Origin of the sequence: Plantactinospora sp. KBS50 (assembly GCF_002285795.1) — a bacterium.
Taxonomy (GTDB): domain Bacteria; phylum Actinomycetota; class Actinomycetes; order Mycobacteriales; family Micromonosporaceae; genus KBS50.
In genome coordinates this window covers 3,542,415-3,564,690 of record NZ_CP022961.1, presented here as the reverse complement: position 1 = coordinate 3,564,690, position 22,276 = coordinate 3,542,415, and the positions used below count along the sequence as shown (strand labels likewise).

General features: G+C 75.3%; 22 protein-coding genes and 1 pseudogene. 17 read left to right on the top strand and 6 right to left on the bottom strand.

Annotated features, from left to right (window positions below):
- Positions 1-159: 159 nt before the first annotated feature.
- The 6 genes and pseudogenes from CIK06_RS15845 to CIK06_RS15825 all read left to right on the top strand — a co-directional run bounded on the left by CIK06_RS15845 (position 160) and on the right by CIK06_RS15825 (position 5,511).
- Positions 160-1,920 carry a chloride channel protein gene (locus CIK06_RS15845; RefSeq protein ID WP_198347881.1) on the top strand — a complete coding sequence of 587 codons (1,761 nt, stop codon included), beginning with the start codon at positions 160-162 and terminating at the stop codon, positions 1,918-1,920.
- Between the two features lie 140 nt (positions 1,921-2,060).
- Positions 2,061-2,330, top strand: coding sequence for a GlsB/YeaQ/YmgE family stress response membrane protein (locus tag CIK06_RS15840; RefSeq protein ID WP_095565473.1), 270 nt, complete (start codon positions 2,061-2,063; stop codon positions 2,328-2,330).
- Between the two features lie 136 nt (positions 2,331-2,466).
- Positions 2,467-3,903: an MFS transporter gene (locus CIK06_RS15835; RefSeq protein WP_095565472.1), complete on the top strand. Its 1,437-nt coding sequence runs from the start codon at positions 2,467-2,469 to the stop codon at positions 3,901-3,903.
- 56 nt (positions 3,904-3,959) lie between these two features.
- Positions 3,960-4,787, top strand: a complete 828-nt coding sequence (locus tag CIK06_RS15830) for a metallophosphoesterase (protein ID WP_095565471.1) — start codon at positions 3,960-3,962, stop codon at positions 4,785-4,787.
- A pseudogene (locus CIK06_RS32470) lies at positions 4,784-5,004 on the top strand (4'-phosphopantetheinyl transferase); the annotation flags it as partial. The gene CIK06_RS15830 and the pseudogene CIK06_RS32470, both read left to right, overlap by 4 nt.
- Positions 5,005-5,025: 21 nt before the next feature.
- The gene (locus CIK06_RS15825; protein ID WP_369916218.1) at positions 5,026-5,511 is read left to right on the top strand and encodes a 4'-phosphopantetheinyl transferase; all 486 of its coding nucleotides are present in this window, start codon (positions 5,026-5,028) and stop codon (positions 5,509-5,511) included.
- Here CIK06_RS15825 and CIK06_RS15820 read toward each other — a convergent pair.
- The 5 genes from CIK06_RS15820 to CIK06_RS15800 form a co-directional block, all read right to left on the bottom strand.
- Positions 5,411-6,274, bottom strand: coding sequence for an FkbM family methyltransferase (locus tag CIK06_RS15820; protein WP_095565470.1), 864 nt, complete (start codon positions 6,272-6,274; stop codon positions 5,411-5,413). The two genes, CIK06_RS15825 and CIK06_RS15820, sit on opposite strands and share 101 nt — an antisense overlap.
- A gap of 10 nt (positions 6,275-6,284) precedes the next feature.
- Positions 6,285-7,784 carry a sulfatase-like hydrolase/transferase gene (locus CIK06_RS15815; protein ID WP_095565469.1) on the bottom strand — a complete coding sequence of 500 codons (1,500 nt, stop codon included), beginning with the start codon at positions 7,782-7,784 and terminating at the stop codon, positions 6,285-6,287.
- On the bottom strand, positions 7,676-8,011 hold the full coding sequence (locus CIK06_RS31110) for a hypothetical protein (protein WP_157756787.1): 336 nt from the start codon (positions 8,009-8,011) through the stop codon (positions 7,676-7,678). The genes CIK06_RS15815 and CIK06_RS31110 overlap by 109 nt, the downstream gene beginning before the upstream one ends.
- A 113-nt stretch (positions 8,012-8,124) precedes the next feature.
- Positions 8,125-8,970: a CDP-alcohol phosphatidyltransferase family protein gene (locus CIK06_RS15805; protein WP_095565467.1), complete on the bottom strand. Its 846-nt coding sequence runs from the start codon at positions 8,968-8,970 to the stop codon at positions 8,125-8,127.
- A 161-nt stretch (positions 8,971-9,131) separates the two neighbouring features.
- Positions 9,132-9,953: an LppX_LprAFG lipoprotein gene (locus CIK06_RS15800; RefSeq protein ID WP_095565466.1), complete on the bottom strand. Its 822-nt coding sequence runs from the start codon at positions 9,951-9,953 to the stop codon at positions 9,132-9,134.
- 276 nt (positions 9,954-10,229) lie between these two features.
- Here CIK06_RS15800 and CIK06_RS15795 point away from each other — a divergent pair, with 276 nt between their 5' ends.
- From CIK06_RS15795 to CIK06_RS15780, 4 genes are all read left to right on the top strand, one after another.
- A complete protein-coding gene (locus tag CIK06_RS15795; protein ID WP_198347880.1) occupies positions 10,230-10,508 on the top strand; it encodes an SHOCT domain-containing protein in 279 nt (92 codons plus the stop codon).
- Between the two features lie 223 nt (positions 10,509-10,731).
- Positions 10,732-11,556, top strand: coding sequence for an SAM-dependent methyltransferase (locus CIK06_RS15790; protein WP_232533657.1), 825 nt, complete (start codon positions 10,732-10,734; stop codon positions 11,554-11,556).
- Between the two features lie 68 nt (positions 11,557-11,624).
- Entirely contained in the window at positions 11,625-12,272 is a 648-nt protein-coding gene (locus CIK06_RS15785) for a PadR family transcriptional regulator (protein ID WP_095565464.1), read from the top strand.
- A 249-nt stretch (positions 12,273-12,521) separates the two neighbouring features.
- Positions 12,522-13,634, top strand: coding sequence for an NAD(P)/FAD-dependent oxidoreductase (locus tag CIK06_RS15780; protein ID WP_232533656.1), 1,113 nt, complete (start codon positions 12,522-12,524; stop codon positions 13,632-13,634).
- Positions 13,635-13,650: 16 nt separating this feature from the next.
- Here CIK06_RS15780 and CIK06_RS15775 read toward each other — a convergent pair whose 3' ends face one another.
- Entirely contained in the window at positions 13,651-14,301 is a 651-nt protein-coding gene (locus tag CIK06_RS15775) for a hypothetical protein (protein ID WP_095565463.1), read from the bottom strand.
- Positions 14,302-14,580: 279 nt separating this feature from the next.
- On the opposite strand from CIK06_RS15775, the gene CIK06_RS15770 reads away from it, so the two are divergent.
- The 7 genes from CIK06_RS15770 (at position 14,581) to CIK06_RS31890 (ending at position 22,253) form a co-directional block, all read left to right on the top strand.
- Entirely contained in the window at positions 14,581-15,504 is a 924-nt protein-coding gene (locus CIK06_RS15770; protein ID WP_232534315.1) for a hypothetical protein, read from the top strand.
- Positions 15,501-17,159, top strand: coding sequence for a hypothetical protein (locus CIK06_RS32155; RefSeq protein ID WP_095565462.1), 1,659 nt, complete (start codon positions 15,501-15,503; stop codon positions 17,157-17,159). The genes CIK06_RS15770 and CIK06_RS32155 overlap by 4 nt, the downstream gene beginning before the upstream one ends.
- 210 nt (positions 17,160-17,369) lie before the next feature.
- A complete protein-coding gene (locus tag CIK06_RS15760; protein ID WP_157756786.1) occupies positions 17,370-18,623 on the top strand; it encodes a S8/S53 family peptidase in 1,254 nt (417 codons plus the stop codon).
- A 28-nt stretch (positions 18,624-18,651) separates the two neighbouring features.
- Positions 18,652-19,239 (top strand): RNA polymerase sigma factor, encoded by a 588-nt coding sequence (locus tag CIK06_RS15755; RefSeq protein ID WP_095565460.1) that lies wholly within the window; start codon positions 18,652-18,654, stop codon positions 19,237-19,239.
- Positions 19,236-19,724, top strand: a complete 489-nt coding sequence (locus CIK06_RS15750; RefSeq protein WP_157756785.1) for a hypothetical protein — start codon at positions 19,236-19,238, stop codon at positions 19,722-19,724. The genes CIK06_RS15755 and CIK06_RS15750 overlap by 4 nt, the downstream gene beginning before the upstream one ends.
- A gap of 1 nt (position 19,725) precedes the next feature.
- A complete protein-coding gene (locus CIK06_RS31895; protein WP_095565458.1) occupies positions 19,726-22,026 on the top strand; it encodes a CHAT domain-containing protein in 2,301 nt (766 codons plus the stop codon).
- On the top strand, positions 21,966-22,253 hold the full coding sequence (locus CIK06_RS31890) for a CHAT domain-containing protein (protein WP_095565457.1): 288 nt from the start codon (positions 21,966-21,968) through the stop codon (positions 22,251-22,253). The genes CIK06_RS31895 and CIK06_RS31890 overlap by 61 nt, the downstream gene beginning before the upstream one ends.
- The last annotated feature ends 23 nt before the right edge of the window (positions 22,254-22,276 follow it).

Genomic DNA, 22,276 nt, shown 5'->3' with positions numbered 1-22,276 from the left:
CGCTCACCGCGACCGAAATCACTGCACTGTGCAAGCATTGCGGTATGAAGCAATCCGCCGGCCCGACGTCCACCGCACGGGTCGGCGAACCCTCCGGCGACGCCCCCGCGGCGTCCGGCCGTTCCGTCCGACTCCCCGGCCGGATCTCCGTCCGGCTCGGTGACCAGATCCGCGGCGGCCCTGGCGGCCTGCTGGTGCTGTCACTCCTGGTGGGGCGGGGCCGGGCTCGGCGCGGTGGCCTTCCGCTGGCTGATCGTGACCGCGACCCGGCTGCTGTCCGGGCAGGCCGACTACACCAGCGCCCCCGGCGGGCCGCATCCGCTGCTGCCGGGACTCGGCCGCTGGTTCGTGGTGCTCGCGCCCGTCGTGGCCGGGCTGCTCTACGGGCCGCTGGTGCAGCGCTTCGCCCGGGAGGCCCGCGGGCACGGCGTCCCCGAGGTGATGTACGCGGTGGCCCGCCGGGGCGGCCGGATCCGGGCCCGGGTGGCCGTGGTGAAGGCCCTGGCCAGCGCGGTCTGCATCGGCGGCGGCGGGTCGGTCGGCCGGGAGGGGCCGATCGTCCAGATCGGATCGGCGCTGGGCTCCACCGTCGGCCGCTGGGTCCGGTTGCCGGAGTCCCGGCTGAGCCTGCTGGTGGCCGCCGGCGCCGCCGGCGGCATCTCGGCGACCTTCAACACGCCCGTCGCGGGCGTCTTCTTCGCGATGGAACTGATCCTGGGCGACTTCGCGGTGGAGTCCTTCGGCGCGGTCGTGCTGGCCTCGGTGACGGCCGGGGCGATCGGCCGGGCCATCCTCGGCGACCACCCGTTCCTGAGCCTGCCAACGTTCCGGGTGGACTCGCCGGTGGAATACCTGCTCTACGCCCTGCTGGGCCTGCTCGGCGCGCTCGTCGGGGTCGGGTTCAGCCGCATCCTCTACCTCGTGGAGGACCTGTGCGACCGGCTGTGGCGGGGGCCGGAGTGGCTCCGGCCGGCCGCCGGCGGGGTGCTGCTCGGCGGCCTGCTGCTGGTGCTGCCGCAGATGTACGGGGTGGGCTACCCGGTGCTGGGCGCCGCCGTGGCCGGCCGGTACGCCGTGGTCTTCCTGCTGGTGCTGCTGCTCGGCAAGATGCTCGCCACCAGCCTCACCATCGGCATCGGCGGCTCCGGCGGCGTGTTCGCGCCGTCGCTGTTCATCGGCGCGATGCTCGGCGCCGCGTTCGGCGCCGCGGCGCACACGCTGCTCCCGCAGTTCACCGGCCCGGCCGGGGCGTACGCGCTGGTGGGCATGGGTGCGGTCTTCGCCGGAGCCGCCCGGGTGCCGATCACCGCCGTGGTCATCATGTTCGAGCTGACCGGGGAGTACAGCATCGTGCTGCCGCTCATGGTGGCCATCGCCCTCGCGGCCGGCCTGTCCCGGCTGATCTCGGCGGACACGATCTACACCCGCAAGCTGCGCCGCCGCGGGATCGACCTGGACCGGGCCGCGCCGGGACCGCTGGACCGGGCCACCGTCGCGACCGCGATGGGGCCGCTGCCGGTACCGGTGGACTCCGCCACCGCCCTGCCCGAACTGGCCGCCCGGTTGGCCGGCGGCGCGAGCGCCCTGCCGGTCGTGGATCCGGCCGGCGAACTGCGCGGCGTCGTCCTGGCCCGGGAGATCGAGGCGGCGCTGCGGGACGGCGCCGACGACGTCACGGCGGCCAGCCTCGCTCGCACCGTGCCGGCGGTGCATCCCGACGACACCCTCGACGAGGCGCTGGCCCGCATGATCCGGCACGGTTCGGCCCTGCCGGTGGCCGACCGCGGGACCGGCGGCATCGTCGGCTGGCTGACCCACCGCCAGATCCTCAACGCGGTCACCGTCCCGAACCAGCGCAGCGGGCCGACGGCCGCGGCACCCCCGCGGCCGGCGGTGATCGACGAGCCTGCCCGCGGGTAGCCGACGAGCCGGGGCCGGGCCAGCCGGTACGGATGACAGTTCGACAACAACTTCGTCCGGCGGATTCCGCACAGGTTTGGCCGGCGGTTGGCTCTGGGCACGACAACGGCGTTCACGGCAACACACCAAGGAGGGACCTCGTGGAGGTAACGGGCTTCATCACCGCCATCGTCATCGGGCTGGTCATCGGCGCACTGGGCCGGTTGGTCGTGCCCGGGAAGCAGAACATCGGGATCCTGCTGACCCTGCTCATCGGCGTGATCGCGGCGATCGTCGGTACGTTCGTCGCGGGAGCCCTCGGGGTGGCCGACACGGCCGGCATCGACTGGATCGAACTGCTGATCCAGGTCGTCTTCGCGGCCGTCGGCGTCGCCCTGGTCGCCGGCATCATGGGCCGGCGTCGGGTCTGACACCCCCGGTCTCCGCGGGAAGCCGCGGCCGCTGGACGGGCCTCCGTCCAACGGCCGCGGCTTCCCGCTGTGCGGCCCCGGGCCGTACGCCGGATCCGCGAGCGCCCGGCGGCGGCCCGGCGGGTACGGTGCGGACATGGCCGTGCACCCGCCGACGCGTCCGCGGCCGCTCATCCGCACGCTGCTCCCGCTGAGCCTGGTCTTCCTCGCCGTCGGCCTCTCCACCGCGCTCGTGCTGCCGTTCCTCTCGCTGTTCCTGCGCACGGCCGTGCACGCCGGTCCCAGCCTGGTCACCGTGTTCCTGGTGGCCACCCCGCTGGCCGGCGTCGTCGCGTCCACGCTGCTGGCCCGGCTGTCGGACCGGCGGCCCGTCCGGCGCAACCTGCTGGTCGCCGCGGCCCTGGCCGGCCTGGCCAGCGCGAGCGTGACGGCGTTCGTGCGCAACTACTGGGTGCTGCTCGCGGTGACCGTCACCGCGGCGGCGGTGGCCAACTCGCTGTTCCCGCAGAGTTTCGCGTACGCCCGCCAGGTGCTCCAGCGCGACAGCCCGGAGCGCACGGCGATGGGCATCAACGCGTTCCGTACCCTCTTCTCGCTCGCCTGGGTGGCCGGTCCGGCGGTGGCCGCCGTCCTGCTGGACACCGGCGGCTTCCGGCTGGTCTACGGCACGGCGGCGGTGATGTACGCGGTCGCCGCGCTGGTGGCGGCCGGCCTGCTGACCGAGGTCGGCACCGTGTCATCCGGCGGCGGCCCGGCCGCGGTGGACGTCCCGCCGCCGGAGCGCCCCGGCGCCGTTCCGGCACCGGATGACGCGGCCGGTGTCCCGGCGTCGGACGGCGCCGCCGGTGCCCCGGCGTTGGCCGGCGCGGCCGGTGTCCCGCCGTTGGTCGGCGCGGCCGGTGTCCCGGCGTCGGACCGCGCGGGCGGCGTCCCGCCGTCGGACCGCGCGGGCGGCGTGCCGCCGCGCTGGGTGCTGGTGGCCACCGTGGCCGCGTTCACCATGCTGCAGTGCCCGCTCACCCTCGGCATGCAGGCGCTGCCGCTGTTCATCAGTACCGACCTGGGTGCGCCGGCCGCGGACGCCGGGCTCATCCTCGGGCTCTGCGCCGCGCTGGAGATTCCGCTGATGGTGGCCCTCGGCCTGCTCACCAGCCGGATCCCGCTGCGCCGGCTGGTGCTGGCCGGCGCCGGATGCGGCATCGGCTACTACGTCCTGGCCACCGCGGCGCCGAGCCTGGGGGTGCTCGCCGCCGGGCAGGTCGTCAACGCGGTCTTCATCGCCGCCGTGTCCGGCCTGGGCATCTCGTACCTCCAGGAACTGCTGCCGCACCATCCCGGCCGGGCGACCACGCTGTTCACCAACAGCTTCCCGATCGGCGCGATCCTCGCCGGCCCGCTGCTGGGACTGGCCGCGCACGTCGGCTACCGGCTGGCGTACGGCCTCAGCGCCGGACTCTGCGCCGCCGGCCTGATCGTCCTGCTGGCCGCCGGTCGCGCCAGGGTGACTGTACCGGAGGCCGGCGGACCGGATAGCGTTGATCGAGGCCGGCCGGTACCGTCGGCACCGATCTGAAACGGGGGACGCATGCACGTACGCGGGCACGGCGGCTCGGCCGTACCCTTCGGTGGGTGACCGTGGGTCGGCTGCTCGCGGTGAGTGACCTGCACGTCCGGCACCCGGACAACCAGGCGGTGGTGGATCGGCTGCGCCCGACCGAGCCCGACGACTGGCTGATCGTGGCCGGCGACGTCGGCGAGCGCTTCGCCGACGTGCGCGCGGCCCTCGCGCTGCTGCGCGACCGGTTCGAGACGGTGCTGTGGGCGCCGGGCAACCACGAACTGTGGACCGTGCGCGACGACCCGGTCCAGTCCCGGGGCGAGGCCCGGTACGCCGAACTGGTGCAGATGTGCCGGCAGCTCGGGGTGCTGACCCCCGAGGATCCGTACCCGGTGTGGACCGGCGAGGGCGGCCCGGTCACCGTGGCCCCGCTGTTCGTCCTCTACGACTACACGTTCCGGGCGCCGGGGACGGACACCAAGGAGGAGTCGCTGCGCCGGGCGTACGACGCCGGGGTGGTCTGCACCGACGAGTGGCTGCTGTACCCGGACCCGTACCCGGGTCGGGACGCCTGGTGCGCGGCCCGGCTGGCCCTCACCGAGGCGCGGCTGGCCGCGACGGACCCGGCGCTGCCGACCGTGCTGGTCAACCACTTCCCGCTGGTCCGGGACCCGACGCGGGTGCTGCGGTACCCCGAGTTCGCGCAGTGGTGCGGCACCGAGCGGACGGCGGACTGGCACGTGCGGTTCCGGGCCAGCGTCGTGGTCTACGGCCACCTGCACATCCCGCGGACCACCTGGCACGACGGGGTGCGCTTCGAGGAGGTCTCGTTGGGCTATCCCCGGGAGTGGCGCCGCCGCGGCGAGCCCATGCTGCCCCGGGTGGTGCTGCCGGCATGATCGAGCCCATCCTGCCGCCCGGCGCGGTCGCCGTGGAGGCCCTCGACGATCCGCCCGGACTGGCCCCGCACCCGGCCGAGGCGCACCTGCTGGCCCGGGCCGTGGACAAGCGGCGGCGCGAGTTCACCACCGTGCGGCACTGTGCCCGCCAGGCCTGCACCGGCTCGGCCACCCGGCCGTGCCGATCCTGCCGGGGCAGCGCGGCGCGCCGGTCTGGCCGGACGGCGTGGTCGGCAGCATGACCCACTGCGACGGCTACCGGGGTGCCGTGCTCGCCCCGGCCGCCGCGCTCGCGTCGGTGGGCGTGGACGCCGAACCGCACGCCGCGCTGCCCGACGGGGTGCTCGGCCTGGTCACCCTGCCGGAGGAACGGGTCCGGCTGGACGCGCTCACCGCCCAGCATCCGGACCGCTGCTGGGACCGGCTGCTGTTCAGCGCCAAGGAGAGCGTCTACAAGGCGTGGTTCCCGCTCACCGGGCGCTGGTTGGACTTCGCCGAGGCGGACCTCACCTTCACCGCCGCGGGCACGTTCACGGCCCGCCTGCTGGTGCCCGGCCCGACGGTCGGCGGCCGGCGGCTGGACCGGTTCGCCGGCCGGTTCCTGGTCGCCGGCGGCCTGGTCCTCACCCTGGTCGCGGTGCCGCATCCGGATCCGGTGTCGGATCCGGATGCGCGCCCGGGGTCGGGTCACGTTCCGGCTCCGCGGACCCCGATCGAGGACTGACCCCGGCTCCGGCCGGGCGGAGCCGGGCGTACACGTCACCGGAGCGGCCGCTCGGGCGGTACCGCTCCAGCAGCCGGGCCAGGTCCGCCGCGTCGAGCCACCGGTCGCTGGCGAACCGCATCGTCTCCACGGGGGAGTAGTTGTAGACGTACCCGCCGGCCGGCGCGCCCAGCTCGCCCACCAGCCGCAGCGCGGCCAGCGCGGCATCGTGCGCCGGCGGCAGGTACTCGAAGGACAGCGCGCGCAGCGGCCGGGAGAGGCCGCGCAGCACGTCCAGCTCGAACCCCTCCACGTCGATCTTGCAGAAGGCCGGTTCGCCGTGTTCGGCGATGAGCCGGTCGAGGGTGGTGACCGGCACCTCGACCCGCCGGTCCCACCGCACCCGGCGGAAGCCGCCGTCGGTGGAGACGGACCGGATCCAGTCGGGCGAGAGCGACGAGACCGTCGGGGTGGCGGTGGACAGCGCCAGCGTGGCCCGGCCGGGCTCGGCGCCCACCGCCACCGGCACGATCGTCACGTGCCGGTCCCGGCCGAAGAACAGCCCCAGCGTCCGCAGGCAGTCCGGCTGCGGCTCGACCGCCAGCACCCGGGCGCCGAGCCGCCGCCAGGTGCGGACCCGGCCGCCGACGTGCGCCCCGATGTCGAAGCCGAGGTCGCCGGGGGCCAGGAACTCCCGGTAGAGCCGGACCGCCCGGCGGTGTTTGGCCGGCTGCCCGTGGTAGATGACCAGCGAGCGCAGGATGCCGCGAACCCGTCCACCCATCGCCGGCGGCCTACCCGGCGAAGGTGGTCAGGAAGCGGTCCCGGAAGGTGTCCATCCGCCACACCGGCGCCCGCGGGTCCGGGTTGAGCCCCGGCTGCCAGCCCCAGCCGGAGATCCGGTCCAGCACGGCCGGGTCCTTGGCCACGATGGTGATCGGCACGTCGTGGCTGGCCCCCTCGCCGCTGACCACGGGCGCCGCCTGGTGGTCGCCGAGGAAGACCAGCACCAGGTTCTCGTCACCGTACGTCTGCACGTACGAGATCAGGCTGTTCAGCGAGTACTCGATGGTCCGCTGGTAGTCGGCGCGGACCTGGGTGGGGCTGCGCTTGAGGGCGTCCGCCGAGCTGCTGCCGGCGGCCATCGGCGCGTACGCCGATCCGTCGCCCAGTTCGTCCCAGCCGAGCAGCCGCGGGCACGGGGTCCACGGCGAGTGGCTGGAGACGAGGACCGTCTCGGCCATCACCGGGGTGTGCCCGGGCGCGCGTTCGAGCCGTTGCAGCGCCCCCAGCGTGTACTGGTCCGGCACCGGCCCGAAGCCGAACTTCGGCCCCTGGTAGCCGAGGTCGCCGGCGCCGTAGATCCGGTCCGAGGAGAAGAACCGGGCCTGCGGCCAGCGCTGGTCGAGCGCGGGCATGACGAGCGCGGTCCGCCAGCCGGCCCGGCGGAACGCGCCGTTGAGGGTCAGCCGGGTGCTGTTCACCAGCATGCTGTAGCGCTGCTGGTTGTCCGCCCAGACCCCGGACAGCAGCGTGGAGTGGGCCAGCCAACTGCCGCCGCCGTACGTGGGGGAGGTGAGGAACGCGCTGCGCGCGTCGAAGCCGGCGGCCCGCAGCCGGCGGGTACCGTCGTCGAGCACGGCGTCGACCCCGGGGGCGATCTGCGGATCCTCGACCGCGGCCCGGCCGTAGCTCTCGATGAACGTCACGAGGACGTCCTTGCCGCGCAGGCCGTTCAGCAACTGGGTGCCCGGGGTGTTCTGGAACGGGTCGTCGCCGGTCACGGCGGCGAACAGTTGCCGGTCGCGCAGGCCGGCGTCCACCTGCCGGGTGTGCTTGTAGGCGAGCGCCGCGGCGCTGTCGGCGGCCACCGGCACCCCCGGCACCAACTGCACGCCGATCAGGGAGCAGACGATCCAGACGGCGCCGAGCGCGGTGACCGCCCGGATGGCGGGGAGCCGGTGCGCCACCAGCACACGGGTCACCCGGCGTACCGACAGGACCATGAGGACGAGCACGGCGACGACGGCCAGGATCGCCCCGATCACGGCCGCGACGCTCGCGGCCCGGCCGGCGGACTCGGCGAGGTAGCCGACCCCGGCGCCGATGAACGGCCAGTCGATCATCGGGTCGGAGGGCCGCGCCATGACCATGTAGAAGCCCATGTCGGCGAACTTCAACACGGTCAGCACGCCGAGCGCCGCGCCCAGGACGACCACGCCGATCCGGCGGGTGCGCGGCGGCAGCAGCAGCACCAGGGCGGCGCCGAGCAGCGCCTCGCCGGGGATGCGCACGAACTGGCCGGGGTGAGCCGGTCCACCCGGTTCGGCGCGATCAGGGCGAACAGCACGGCCAGGGCGGCCAGCACGGTGGCGGTCCGGGCCAGCACCCGCCGGGTCCGCGAGGTCGGCCCGGCCGCCTCCGGCGCGGCGGCGCCCGACGGTGCGGCGGTCCCGTCCGGCGCGGCGCCGGACTGCGCCGCGGCCGGGGCCGCGGTCCGGCCGGTTCGCCCTCCGCGCACGCGCATGACTGGTGACATCGACAACCTCTCGTGGAACGGTGCGGGAGCCCGCCGGTGCGGGCGGTGCGGGCGGCCCGGTCGCGGTCTGTCCGGGCCGGAGGCCGGGAGACTGCTCAGGGCCGGGAGAAGGAGCCGACCGGCACGGCCACGGGCTGCCGGCCCTCGGCGGGGGGTCGATGCTCGACGAGAGGATGCTCGACGAAGGGATGCTCGACGGGCAAACGGCGTGCCGGCAGCGCGGCGCGGGCGGGCGGCGCGCCGGGCGCGAACGGCCGGGGCGCCCGCCGCAGCCACAGCCACAGCACGTCCCGACCGAACGACTCGACCAGCAGGGCCAGCGCCGCCAGCAGCGTCCCGACCGCCAGCGGCCCGGACAGCACGCCGGCGGTGACCGACACCAGGACGATGCCCTGGATCGCGGCCACCACCTTCCGCCAGTAGCGCGGCGGCAGCGGCCGGCGCATCGCCGGCAGCAGCCAGCTGGCCAGGACGAACGCGTACCGCATGCCGCCGATGGCCAGCGCCCACGGCGCCACCGTCGCGGCGACGTACCCGCTGAGTGCCATCAGGAGCACCGCGTCGATCTCCATGTCGAACCGGGCGCCCAGCTCACTGACCGTTCCGGTACGCCGGGCGACCTGCCCGTCGACGCCGTCCAGGACGAGGGCCACCACGGTCAGCCCGACGAGTACGGGGACCGGAGCGGGCCGGTCGAGCGAGTCCACGGTGAGCGCCACCACGCCGCCGACCAGGGTTGCCCGGGTCAGCGTCACCCGGTCGGCGGGACCGAGCGCGGTGGCGCCGCGGCGGTGCAGCCCGCGGGTGAGCGCGGCGCAGGTGCCGACGCCGTAGGCCAGGGCCACGAGCCAGCCGGCCGGACCGACACCCACCGTGCCGGCGAGCCCGGCCAGCACGGCGACCTGGAGCGCGAGCCCGGACAGCGGACCGATTCGCATCATTGGCACCGTACCTCCCGATGAACACGTACACCCGGATGTAGGTACGTCCCCGCCCGCCGATCGGTTCGCTCCGGCCGTGCCGAGTTCCGCCGTGAACAGCGTGTGGCCCCGGCGAACGGCCGGGGCCACACGGTGTTCGGCTTGGCGTACGGTGCCGGGCGCTACTTCGGCAGGTTGCCGAGCAGTTGCGACAGGTCGGTGACCTCACCGGCCGGCGGGGCGGTGACCGTGACCGGCTTGTCGTAGTCGCTGTACTCGATGGTGAAGTCGCTGACGGCGCCCATCACCATGTGCACCCTGCGCGGCCGGTACTGCTCGTCCACCCACAGGTCGGTCTTGATCTCCTTGACCCCGGCCTTCTCCAGCGAGGCCTGGGTTTCCTTGCGGAGCTTGGTGTCGACCTGCCCGAGGTAGCTGTCCACCGAACCGGTGGTGGCGTAGTGCACGGTCTGCACGCCGTCGATGGTCTCGGTGCCGACCACGGTCACGTCCGTGCCGTCCAGCAGCCTCTGGACCCCCTTGGCCGGGTCCATGTCGTCGAACTGCTTGGCCATCTCCGCGGAGTCCTTGCCGCCGAGGTCCATCTTGAGCCACTTCTTGCCCTGGAGCATGGCCTGCTGCGCCTTGGGCACCTGGACGAAGATCGCGTCGCCGACCATCCGTACCGTGATCTCGCCCTCGCTGGGGTCCTGCACGGTCATCTCGAGGCCGCGCGGCTCGGTGAGCGCCACGACCCCGTGGCTCTGCACCTTCTGGCCGCTGGCCGTGCCGGTCATGGTGAGGGTGACCGAGGTGGACTTGGCGGTGGTGTCGGCGGTCTTCTTCAGCGAGCCGACGGCGTCGCTGGCCAGCAGGGCCAGCACGCTCTGCGGCTTGGACTCCTCGGTCGTGCCGGTCGATCCGGTCTGCTGCCCGCACGCCGCGAGCGCGAGCGCGGTGAGCGAGGCGGCGGCCAGGACGGCGGCCTTCTTCAGGGATGGCATTGGGTGGGTTCCCCCCGATGTTGGGTGTGGGCTCAACGAAAGCTGTGAACGGCCCACGATGCTAGCCGAGCCGGTCCACCACCCCGCGCCGCCGGGCGTGGCGGGCGCGGTGCCGGGGTGCGCCGTCCGTGATGCCGGTGTTGCGGATCGACCGCGCCCGCTGCGACCGGCGACGTACCGCAGGTGTCGTCCTCGGACGGACGTCGCCACCGCCTCGGACGGTGACGATGGGTGGTATCCGAGCGCGGAGCCCGGTGGGTCGAGAGGGAGACGACGATGGCGACACTGCTGATGGCGTACGGACACCCGGCGTGGAACGGCGGCCCGTGGGCCGGCCACGGACCGGGCTGGTGGATCATCTTCCCCATCCTGTTCTGGGCCGTGCTGCTGGGTGCGATCGGCTACCTGGCGTACCGGCGCTCACCGGGACAACAGGCGCGGGCCGCGGCCGAGCGCACCCTGGCCGAGCGGTTCGCCCGCGGTGAGATCGGGGCGGACGAGTTGGCGGAGCGGCGGGCCGCGCTGCGTAACAGCACGCGCCGCCGGACCTCGTGACGAGAAACCTCGTGACGCGGTACGGCGTGACGCCACCGGCCGGCGCCGCGTTGCCCGGCAACGCGGCGCCGGCCGGCATGCGCTGACCGTTCCGGCGCGGCGCGGGATCGGGACGGCGCCGCTGCGGTCGCCGGTCGGCGACCGTGCCGGCGTGGGCGGGGCGAACCGGATGGATAGCATGAGCAGCGCTGCCATCCGTCCGCACCGTCTCCGGAGGACCGCCGTGCCGCCCACGAGCGACGCCGACCAGACCGCACCGGACCGCCGGCTGGATTCCCACACGGTCTCCCCGGCCCGCCGCTGGAACTACTGGCTGGGTGGCAAGGACCATTTCCAGGTGGACCGGGACTCCGGCGACCGGATCGCCGCGGTGTATCCCCCGATCCGCACCGCCGCCCGGGAGGGCCGCGCCTTCCACGGCCGGGCCATCCGCTACCTGGCCGGCACGGCCGGCATCCGGCAGTTCCTGGACATCGGCGCCGGCCTGCCGGCCCCGGCCAACACGCACGAGGTGGCGCAGGCCGTGGCGCCGGAGTCCCGGGTGCTGTACGTGGACAACGATCCGATGGTGCTCGCGCACGCCCGGGCGTTGATGGTGGGCACGCCGGAGGGCGCGACCCGGTACCTGGACGCCGACCTGCGCGAGCCGGCGTCCATCCTGGAGTCTCCGGAGCTGGCCGAGACGCTGGACCTGCGGGAGCCGGTGGCGATCCTGTTGATCGCGGTGCTGCACTTCATCCGGGACGACCAGCAGGCGCACCGGATCGTGGCGGACCTGCTCCGGGCGGTGCCGCCGGGCAGCTACCTGGTGGCCACGCACGGCACGAGCGATTTCGTCGATCCCGAGACGGCCGTCCGGTTCGCGGCGCTGGGGAACAAGGGCCAGGTGGATGTCTGGCCGCGGACCGAGGCCGGGGTGGCGGCGTTCTTCGCCGGACTGGAACTGCTGGATCCGGGCGTGGTGCCGGTCAGCGACTGGCGCCCGGAGTCCGCCGACCGGCCGGGCCGGTCGGAGGTCGCCACCTACGCGGCGGTCGGCCGGACCTAGGTTCCTCGTACGCGATTACTTGCGGACCACATACTCGTGTGCGAGTATGTGGTCCGGAGGTGAGTGCCATGGCGAAACGACGCAAGGTCGGCAACCTGCTCGGCCTGGCCGTGCTGTCGGTGCTCGCCCAGCGCCCCATGCACCCGTACGAGATCGCCGGCGCGTTGCGCGGCTGGGGCAAGGATCAGGACATGGCGATCAAATGGGGATCGCTCTACACGGTGGTCCGCAATCTGGACAAACACGGCTTCATCGCCGCCGTGGAGAGCGTCCGCGAGGGCCGGCGGCCCGAGCGCACCGTCTACCGGATCACCGACGCCGGCCGGGCCGAGCTGCTCGACTGGGCCCGGGAGCTGATCAGCAGCCCCGAGCCGGAGTATCCAAGGTTCCGGGCCGGGCTGTCGGTGCTGCCCGTGCTGCACCCCGACGAGGCCGCGGCCCTGCTGCGGGACCGGCTGGCCCAGTTGGACCGCAACGCCGCGGCGGCACGGGAAACCCTCGCCGGGCACCTGCGGGAGGTGCCCCGGCTGTTCCTCATCGAGGACGAGTACGACCTGGCCGCCATGCGGGCCGAGGCGGACTGGATCCGCTCGCTGCTCGCCGAGATCGACGCGGGCACGCTGCCGGGGCTGGCCGGGTGGCGGACGTTCCACGAGACCGGCGAGATGCCGGCCGAGTTCGCCGCGCTCGCGGAAAGGACCAGCTCGACGGAGTGACAAAGACGGACCCCGGCGGGTGCGCCAACACCACGCCGGGGTCCTTGACCTCGAACCACACCTGGGCAGGCGCTCGGCACGAGGCGGCAACCACGAGAATAGCCGGCGCCCTCCCGGGACGGTTCGCGCATCGCAACCGACAGGAGAGGGACATTCCATGACCGACGTACGGACAGCCATCATCATCGGCGGGGCATCGCCGGGCCGGTCACCGCGCTCGCGCTGGCCAGGGCGGGCATCGCCGCGACCGTGTACGAGGCGTACCCGAGCATCACCGACGGACCGGGCGGCACCCTGGCGCTGGCACCCAACGGGGTCGCGGCGCTGCGACTGGTGGGCGCCGACGAGGCGGTGACCGCCGGCGCCACCCCCATCGAGCACACCGCGATGGTCATCGGGCGCGGCCGGATCGACCTGCCGAGCCTCGCGGGCGTCCCACCGCTGCGCGTGGTGCACCGCAACGACGTACACCGCGCCCTGCACGAGCGGGCCACCGCGGCGGGCCTGCCCATCGAGCACGGCCGGCGGCTGGTCGCCGTGCACCAAACCGGGACCGGCGTCACCGCCGAGTTCGCCGACGGCGGCACGGCCAGCGCCGACATCCTGGTCGGCGCCGACGGGATCCACTCCACCGTGCGCCGGATCATCGACCCGAACGCGCCGCAGCCCCGGCACACCGGCGTACTCGGCTTCGAGTCCGTGGCCGCGCACCGGGTCGACGTCCCCGCCGGCACCATGACCTTCACCTTCGGCGCGGGAGGCTACTACCTGTACTGGCCCGAGCCCGGCGGCGGCACCCGGTGGGGCGTCAACCTTCCGCAGGACCGGCCGATGAGCCTCACCGAGGCCCGCGCCGTGCCGGCGCGGGAGTGGACGCGCCGGCTGCTGGCCGCGTACGGCGCCGACGACCCGGCCCGGGACCTGCTGCGGACCAGCGACCCCGACGCGTTGCAGGTGTCCGGGTCGCTGCACATCATGCCGCCGGTCCCGCACTGGCACCGGGACCGGATGGTGCTGGTGGGCGACGCCGTGCACGCACCGTCCAACAGCTCCGGCCAGGGCGCGTCGCTGGCCGTGGAAAGCGCCGTGCAGCTGGCCCGCTGCCTGCGTGACCTGCCCGACGTCCGGTCGGCGTTCGAGGCGTACGAGGGGCTGCGCCGGACCCGGGTGGAGGCCATCGCCGCCCGGGCCGCGAAGATCAACCGGACCAAGGCGCCCGGCCCGCTGGCCCGGGCGGTGCTGCCGGTGCTCATGCGGGTGATGGCGAAGACCGCCATGAACCCGGAGAAGACCCTCGGCCCGCAGCAGCGTTACACGATCGACTGGGCGGCCCCGGTGTCCGAGCCGACGGTCCCGGCCTGAGCCGACGGTCCCGGCGTCACACCCGGTGCGCCAGATAGACCACGTCCGGTTCGCCGCGCGGCACCTCGACCCGCAGCTCGCTGACCGGGCCGAGGATCGAGGCCAGCCGGGCGGCGTACCCGGGTGCGGCGGCGGCACTCCAGACCGCCAGCACGCCGCCCGGGGCCAGCCGGTCGCGCAGCAACGCCAGCCCCTGCGGGCCGTACAGCGCGGCGTTGCCGTCGAACACCGTCCAGTCCGGACCGTTGTCGACGTCCAGGCAGATCGCGTCGTAGCGGTCCGGGGTCTCGGCGAGCCAGTCGACGAGGTCCCGGGCCACGACCCGCACCCGAGGGTCGTCCAACGCGTTGCGGCTGTACGGCGCGAGGTGGTCGCGGTGCCAGCGGACCAACGTCCGCTCGATCTCCACCACGACGATCTGCGCGGGCCGGGTCGACGCGACCGCCTCGGCCACCGAGAAGCCCACGCCGAGCCCGCCGATCAGCATCCGGGAGCCGGGGCCGACGGCGTCCAGCGCCGCCCGGACCAGCAGCCGCTCGGACTCGCCGGCCCGGGTGTCCATCAGGAAGACGCCGTTGCTGATGATCTCGTAGTGCGGTCCGGACCGGCGCAGCGCCAGCTCGCCGCGGTCGGTCCGGACCCGGTCGACCGTCGTCACCTCGTCCATCCGGCCCAATCTACGCACCCGTCCCGCCGGCGGCGGCGCGTCCGAGCACCCGTCCCGCCGGCGGCGGCGCGTCCGAGCACCCGTCCGCGGGTGGCGGCGGCTTTTCCGCCCGTTTCCCGGGGCTTGGCCGGCTGGTCACCGTACCGAAAGGCGGCCCGGCCAGGATCATGTGCCGGATCCGCACGGGTCCGGGCGGATCCGGCACGGCCCGATCCGCGACGACGGCGATGGTGCGGGAGGCGACGGTGTCGACGGTGCGTGGGAGTTCGGACTGACGCCGTGCACCACGCCAACCACTACTACGGGCACACCGGTGTCCTGGCCCGCTACTGCGGCCTGGCCGCGGACACCCCACCGCGGGTCCGCGGCTACCTCCAACACGGGTGGAACATCGGCGACGGGCTCGCGGCCGACCACGAGTTCATCCCCGGGATCCCGGTCTTCCTCTGGTCCGAGCGCACCCGCCGCCGGGCCTGGTCGCTGGGCCGCCGGCAGGGCTACGTGATCGGCTCGCCCTGGGCGTACCTGCTGCGGATGGAGCCGGAACCGGCCGAGCGTCGACCCCGGGAGGGCACCATCTGGTACCCGTTCCACGGCTGGGAGGGCCAGCGCGTGCACGGCGACCACCACCGGCTGATCGGGACCATCCGGGCAACCGAGCCGGGACCGGTCACCATCTGCCTGTACTGGCAGGAGTACCAGTCCGCGCGCATCAGGCGCCGGTACGAGCGGGCCGGGTTCCGGGTGATCTGCCACGGTTACCGGGGTGGCAGGTACCAGGATCTCGATCCCGGGTTCCTGCACCGCCAGCTCACCGAGCTGCGCCGGCACCGGCGGGTGGCCTCCAACCGGCTCAGCAGCGCCATCCTGTACGGCGCGCTGGCCGGCTGCGAGCCGGCGGTGTACGGCGATCCGATGCGGCTCGAACGGGAGGATCCGCGGTTCGGGGGCCAGCGACGGGTCCGGCGGCAGTGGGCCGACCTGCACGGCGAGCGGGTCGACCCGGTCGTGGCCCGGCAGGTCGCGGCCGCCGAACTGGGCGCGGACCGGCTCGCGCCGCCGGCCGAGCTGCGCCGGCTGTTCCACTGGCCGGACCCGCCGCCCGCCGGTCCGCCCCGCGACCCGGCCGGTCCGCCCCGCGACCCGGCCGGTCCGGGCCGGGGTACGGCCGCCGCCGCCCGCGCCGAGGGGACCGCGCGGTGACCGTACGGCTGATCGGCGGCGAGATGCTCAACTGGTCGGATCTCGACGGCCGGCACGGGCCCGGACCGGTCCGCGGCGCGGCGCTGTCGCCGCTGCTGGCGCTGGCCCGCGGACGTACCCTGGTCGCCGGCCCGCACCACCCGGACCTGCTCGACGGGCTGCCCGACGGCGACCTCACGCTGCTCGTGCGCGGCGTGCCGGACGCCGACGCGCTGGCCGAGCGGTACCGGCACCGGCCGCGGATCACCGTCTGCTGCGGCGGCCCGGAGAAGCTGCCGGCGCAACCGCCGTACGACACCGTGATCGCGCTCGACGGCCTCCGCCGGCTGGCCTCGGCCGAGGGTGCGCAACTGCCCTGGGCGGAAGGGCTGGAGCTGCTGCTGGCCGCCCTGCGTCCGGGCGGTCGGCTGCTGCTCGGCATGGAGAACCTGCTGGGCCTGCACCGGCTGGTGGCCCTGCCGCGGGAACGCACGGACACCGACTGGGGCACACCCGAGGAGTACGACCCGAGCCGGCCGGCGGGTCTGCGCCGGGTGCTGGCGTACCTCGATGGCGCCGGGCTCACGGTCACCGACAGCTATGCCGGCTTTCCCGGTGCGTACGAGCCCACCGTGCTGCTCGGCGCGGACGTGCTGGCCGACGCCGCGATCACCGGTTTCCTGGAGTCCACCCTGGCGGTCGCGTGCGCACCGGCGGAGGCCGTCCTCACCGACCCGGTCCGGCTGGCCACCGACGCGCTGCGGCACGGCATGGCCGGGGAACTGGCGCCGGGCTGGGTACTGCTGGCCCGGCGCCGCGCCGACGACGGGTCGGATGATCCCGACCGCGGGTCGGGGGCGCGTCCGGCGGCCGGCGCGGACCCGCCCGGCGGTCAGCCACCGGCGGCGGTGCTGGCCACGGCCGAGCCGACGGGTGTGCTGCGGCCGGCGGCGGCCGGCGGCTGGCTGCGCCGCCCGGCCGGGTCGGCGGCGGACGGCGTTGCCGTGCCGGCCGGGCCGACGCTGTGGCGCGTACTGCTCACCGCCTGCCTGCGGCACGACCTGCCGGCGGTGCGCGACCTGCTCCGGGACTGGCAGGCCGGAAACGCGGCCGGCGTACCGGCGGACCGGCTGATCGTCGAGCCCGGCGGCCGTCTCGTCCCGCTCGCGCCGGCCGGCGATCCCGCCGCGGCGCTGCGGCGCTGCGCGGCCCTGCTGCTGGCCGGCGACCACCCGCATCCGTGGCCGGCGGCGACCGGCGAGGCGGAGCTGGCCGCCATCCTGGCCGGCATGGCCGGTCGGGACCCGGCGTCGGCGGAGCCGGCCGGCGCCGGACCGGGTCCGGTCGTGCCGGCCGGCCGCGAGCCTGACCCGGCGGCCGGGTCCGCACCCGGCGCACCCGGCGAGCGGGAGCGCCGGCCGGACATGCCGGCCTTCCGCGAGCTGGTGCGGACCCGGGACCGGCTCGTGGCCGAGCTGGCCGCGGCCCGCGCCGCGGCGGACGCCTGGGAGCGGCTGGTCGCCGAGCGGGAGCGGTCGCTTGTGGAGGCCCGACGCACCATCGACCTGCTCAGCGCCGCGGGGCCGGCCCGTGCCGGCCGGGCGTTGCTGGGCGGCGCCCGCGCCGCCCGGGGCTCCGCGCGGTCCGTGGTGCGCCGGTGGTCGGGGCGGGGCTGACCCACCGGCGTCGTGCCGACGTTGCGCCCGCGGCCCGCAGGGGGCGGACGGGCCCTGGAGATACACCTCGGACGGCCATTGATGATGCCCGGTCGGCTGTTGGGCCGCGGCAGTGCGACGTGCTCGACTGTCACCATCGGACCGCGCCGGCGGGCCGGTCGCTTGAGTGAACCGGCCGCAGTGGATCGGCCGCACCGTTTGGGAGGTCAGGTGTCCCATCGCCGTTACCGCCCCGACGTCGTGCTCGCGCCGGCGTGGGTGGTGCAGCGCCCGGAGACGGTCGAGCGGCTCAACGGGTTGCTGGCGCAGGCCGGTCTCGGCCGTCCGCTGTCGCCGCCGGCCGCCCGTACGGCACCCGGCACCGAACTGGTCGAACTGCCCGTGACGGGCGACCCGGTGGCCGTCGCCCGCGCCTGCCGCCGGTTGGCCGGCCGCTCCGACGCCGCCGTGCCGGAGTGCCTGCCCGACTACGAGTGTGCGGCGGCCACCGTGGAGGACGACGCCCGGGTGCAGCGCAGCCTCTACCCGTACTACCGGGCCAGTGGCCGCAAGAGCGGGCACGGCACCGTCGCCTGGCTTCCGGCACCCGAGCACGTGATGCCGCCGAAGCCGCCGCGGCGGCCGGCGAGCCGGTTCCCGGCCGGCCGGCCCGTGGTGGCGCTGCTGGACACCGGGGTGCGGGAGCACGACTGGCTGGTGGAGACCGACGGCGACCCGTACTGGCAGGAGGCGCAGGACTGGACGCCGGCGCGCCCCATCGCGGAGATCGCCGGCCAGGACAGCCACGGCGAGGAGAGCGACGGCCCCGACAGCGGCGGCCCCGACAGCGACGGCCCCGACGGCGGCGGCCCGGACGGCGGCGGTACGGACTTCGGCAGCCACTGGGGGCACGGCACCTTTCTCGCCGGACTGGTCCGGCTCGCGGCGCCCGACGCGCGGATCCTCTCGCTGCGGGTGATGAGCGACGCGGGCCGGGTCAGCGACCTGAACGCGGCGCACGCGCTGAACTGGCTGGCCGACCGGGTCCGCGAGGGCCAGCGGATCGACGTCGTGCTGACCGCCTTCGGCCGCGCCGGTCTCGGCGCGCGGCAGGAGATGGAGCCGGTCCGGGCGGCGCTACGACGCCTGGCGGACCAGGGCGTGCCGGTGGTCGCCTCGGCCGGCAACGGCGGTACGGACAGCCCGGTCTATCCGGCCGCCTTCGCGGCCGACCCGACGCTCACGGTGGTCAGCGTCGGAGCCCGGGTCTCGCCGACCTCGCGGGCGCCCTACAGCAGCCACGGGGTGTGGGTGCGCGAGTGGCAGGAGGGCACCAACGTCGTGAGCACCATGCCGCTGACCACGACCCCGGTCGCCGTGCAGGGTGGGTACGCCTACTGGAGCGGCACGTCGTTCGCCGCGGCCCGGTATGCGGGCCGGCTCGCCCAGTCGATGGTGCCGGCACCCGCGCGGCTGCCGGACTGACGCCGTGGCAAGCGTTTCGGAAACCCCGATGGAGCACGCGGAAGCACCGCACGACCGGGTGGCCCGCCTCGCGGACTGTCTCGAACGGGCCAGGGCGGGCGACCGGGACGCCCTCAACGACGTGGTGCGGGAGCTCAACCCGCTGCTCTGGCGCGTCGCCCGGGCGCAGGGCCTCACCACCGAGGAGGCCGCCGACGTCGTCCAGACGACCTGGCTGGAGTTGGTGCGCGCGCTGCACACCATACGGTCGTCGCGGGCGCTCACCGCGTGGCTGGTGACCGCCACCCGCCGGGAGTCCTGGCGGGTACGCGGGCTCGCGCAGCGGCAGGCGCCGCACGACGTGACGATCCTGGAGTCCTCGCCGGACCCGGACCCGGGCGCGATCGACCTGCTGCTGTCCGAGGAACGCGACCGGGCGCTGTGGCGGCACGTCGCGCGGCTGCCGGAGCGGTGCCAGGCGCTGCTGCGGATCGTGGCCCACGTCAACCGCCCCGACTACACGGCGGTGGCCGAGGCGTTGGGCATGCCGCGCGGCAGCATCGGACCGACCCGTGGCCGGTGCCTGGCCAAGCTGCGGGAGGTGCTGGCAGCCGATCCGACGTGGAGTCCGACATGACCGCCCCGCACTCCGCCGACCAGCCGATCGACGACCTGGACCAGGCGATCCTGGACCATCTGGCCGTGGTGCTCACCCGGCTCGACCCGCCGCCCACCGACCTGGACGACCGGGTACGCCTCGTGCTGGCCCTCGACGACCTCGACCGGGAGGTCGCCCGGCTGCGCGACGAGCAGCTCGTCGGCGGGGTGCGCGGTACGGAGCGGACCCGCACCCTGACGTTCGACGCGGAGAGCCGTACCGTGATGATCACGATCGTGGACCGCCCGGACGGCCTCGTCCGGATCGACGGCTGGCTGGCGCCCGGCGCCGCCGTCCGGGTCGAGCTGCGGCACCCCGCGCCCGGCCCGGCGCAGGTCGTGCAGTCCGACGCGTCCGGCCGGTTCGTGCTGGACGGCGTGCCGCACGGCCTGGCGCAGCTGATCGTGCACCCGGCGCCGGGCGAGCACGCACCGCAGGTGGTCACGCCGGCCCTCGGCCTGTGACATGGAGCCGGCCGCGCTCGCCCGCCGGGCGGTCCGCTGGCACTCGGCGGGGCTGGCCTCCAGCGACGCCGGCCAGCCGGGGCGGGCCGCCCGGGAACTGCGGGCCGGACTGCGGCTGGCCCGGCGCCAGCCCGCCCTGCGCGACATCCACGCCCGGCTGCTGATCAGCCTCGCCTGGGCCGAATCCGAGCGGGGCCGGGTGGGGCTGGGCTTCCGGCTGCTGGACGAGGCCGAGACCCTCGTGGCCGCGCCGCAACGGCCGATCCTGCTCGGCCAGCGCGCGCTGCTGCTCAAGCGCAGCGGCCGCAACGCCGAGGCGCTGCGCCAGTACGACGAGGCCGTCGGCCTGTTGAGCGACCTGGCCCAGCCGCGGGATCTGGTCAAGGCGCTCAACAATCGCAGCCTCGTGCACCTGGAGGCGGGCCGGGTCCGGCTCGCCCGCTCCGATCTGCGGCGCTGCGCCGAGATCGCCGCCCGGCACGGGCTCGGCCTGCATGTGGCCATGGCCCGGACGAACCTGGGCTGCCTCGACGTGATCGCCGGCGACCTGCCCTCCGCCCTGCGCGCCTTCGCACTGTCCGACGCCGACTACCGGGTGCTCGCCCCGGGCCGGCTCGCCAACCTGGCCGTGGAACGGGCCCGCGCGCTGGTCGCGGCCGGGCTGTACCGCGAGGCCGACCGGCAGCTCGCCGGCGCGGTGCGGGAGGCGACGCAGCAGCAGCTTGGACACGTGTACGCGGACGCTCTCCAGGTCCGCGCGGAGGCCGCCCTGCTGGCCGACGATCCGGTCGCCGCCGCGCGGTGGGCCCGGCTCGCCCGTGCCGCGTTCCTCGGCCGCACCAACGTCCGCCGCGCGGCGCTGGCCGCCCTGCTCGAACTGCGCGCCGACCAGGCGGCCGGCGCGGTCGACCCGGAGGCGCTGGCCCGGCGTGCCTCGGTGCTGGCCGGCCGGCTGACCCGGCTCGGGCTGCCGGAGGACGCCCGGGTCGCCGAGATGGTCCGGGTCCGGGCGCTGGTGGCCGCGGGACGGGGCCGCCGGGCGGCGGAGCTGCTGGCGCGACAGGCCGGACCGCGGCGGACCGACCGGCTCGACACCCGCCTGCTGTGGCACATGGCTCGGGCGGAGGTGGCGGCCTGCGCCGGCCGGTCGGCGCAGGCCCGGCGCAGCCTGCTGGCCGGAATGACCGCTCTGCACCGGCACCGTTCCCGGTTCGGCTGCGCGGACCTGCAGACCGGGGCCGCGGTGCACGGCCGTGACCTGGCCCGGGCCGGGCTCGCCGGTGCGCTGGCCGAGGGCTGCGCCACCGCGGTCTACCGGTGGTCCGAGCGGGCCCGTGCGCAGGCGCTGCTGCTGCCGCCGGTACGGCCACCCGATGATCCGGTCGCCGCGCAGGCGCTGGAGGAACTGCGCCAGCTCCGGCACAGCGTCCGGCAGGCGGAACTCGCCGGGCGCCCGACGCGGGCCTTCCACGGCCGGCTGGAGGTGCTCCAGCGGGTGATCCGGGAACGCGCCTGGGCCACGCCGGGACCCCGGGACGCGGCGCCGCCGACGCCCGCGCCGCTGACGGCCGTGACGGCGGAGTTGGCCGGCGCGGCGCTCGTGCTGTACGTGGCCGCCGGGAACGTCCTGCGCGCGTTGGTGGTCACCGATCGGGCGGTCTCGGTGGTGGTGCTCGGCGACCTCGGCGCGGCGCAGGAGGCGGTACGACGGTTGAGCGCCGACCTTGACGCGCAGGCGGGCCGTTCCATGCCCGAGCGGCTGACGGCGGCCGTGCACGCCGCGACCCGGCGGGACGTCGACCGGGTCGCCGCGACGGTGCTCGATCCGGTGCTGCCGCTGGTCGGTGACCGGGAACTGGTGGTGGTACCGACCGGCGTGCTGCTGAGCACACCGTGGCATGCGCTGCCGGCGTGCGCGTCCCGGCCGGTCACGGTGGCTCCGTCGGTCGCGGTCTGGCTGGCCGCACGGCGCCGCCTGAAGGCCGACCGACCCGCCGACGGGTCCGCGGTGACGGTGGTGGCGGGTCCGGGCACCCACCGGGGCGAGGCGGAGGCCCGGGCGGTGGCATCGTTGCACCCGGGGGCGGTGGTGCTGACCGGGCCGGCGGCGACCCCCGCGGCGACGCTCGCCGCGATGACCGGCGCCAGCCTCGCCCATGTCGCCGCGCACGGGCAGCACCAGACCGAGAATCCGCTGTTCTCCACGTTGGAACTGGCCGGTGGCCCGCTGCTGGGTACGACGTGCAGGTGCTGCGGCGCGCACCGCGTACCGTCGTGTTGTCCTGTTGCGACCTGGGCCTGAGCGATGTGCGGCACGGCGACGAGGCGCTCGGCATGACGACCGCACTGCTCGCCGCCGGCACCGCCACGGTCATCGCGAGCGTCGGCCGGGTCGCCGACGACGCGGCAACGGAGACCATGGTGGCCTGCCACCGGGCGGTCGTGGCGGGCCGGTCGCCGGCGGCGGCGTTGGCGGAGGCCGTCCGCGGCCGGCACGCCCCGGGCTTTGTCTGTTTTGGCGCCGGCTGAGCCCGACCCGGCGGCGTCCCGCC

What these genes read in the sequence shown, in the direction of transcription:
- CIK06_RS15825 (WP_369916218.1), top strand. Translation starts at nt 5,026, where the DNA reads ATGACCCACTGCGACGGCTACCGGGGTGCCGTGCTCGCCCCGGCCGCC.
- CIK06_RS15800 (WP_095565466.1), bottom strand. Translation starts at nt 9,953, where the DNA reads ATGCCATCCCTGAAGAAGGCCGCCGTCCTGGCCGCCGCCTCGCTCACC.
- CIK06_RS15805 (WP_095565467.1), bottom strand. Translation starts at nt 8,970, where the DNA reads ATGATGCGAATCGGTCCGCTGTCCGGGCTCGCGCTCCAGGTCGCCGTG.
- CIK06_RS15820 (WP_095565470.1), bottom strand. Translation starts at nt 6,274, where the DNA reads ATGGGTGGACGGGTTCGCGGCATCCTGCGCTCGCTGGTCATCTACCAC.
- CIK06_RS31895 (WP_095565458.1), top strand. Translation starts at nt 19,726, where the DNA reads ATGGAGCCGGCCGCGCTCGCCCGCCGGGCGGTCCGCTGGCACTCGGCG.
- CIK06_RS15795 (WP_198347880.1), top strand. Translation starts at nt 10,230, where the DNA reads ATGGCGACACTGCTGATGGCGTACGGACACCCGGCGTGGAACGGCGGC.
- CIK06_RS15750 (WP_157756785.1), top strand. Translation starts at nt 19,236, where the DNA reads ATGACCGCCCCGCACTCCGCCGACCAGCCGATCGACGACCTGGACCAG.
- CIK06_RS15835 (WP_095565472.1), top strand. Translation starts at nt 2,467, where the DNA reads ATGGCCGTGCACCCGCCGACGCGTCCGCGGCCGCTCATCCGCACGCTG.
- CIK06_RS15755 (WP_095565460.1), top strand. Translation starts at nt 18,652, where the DNA reads ATGGAGCACGCGGAAGCACCGCACGACCGGGTGGCCCGCCTCGCGGAC.
- CIK06_RS15785 (WP_095565464.1), top strand. Translation starts at nt 11,625, where the DNA reads ATGGCGAAACGACGCAAGGTCGGCAACCTGCTCGGCCTGGCCGTGCTG.
- CIK06_RS15775 (WP_095565463.1), bottom strand. Translation starts at nt 14,301, where the DNA reads ATGGACGAGGTGACGACGGTCGACCGGGTCCGGACCGACCGCGGCGAG.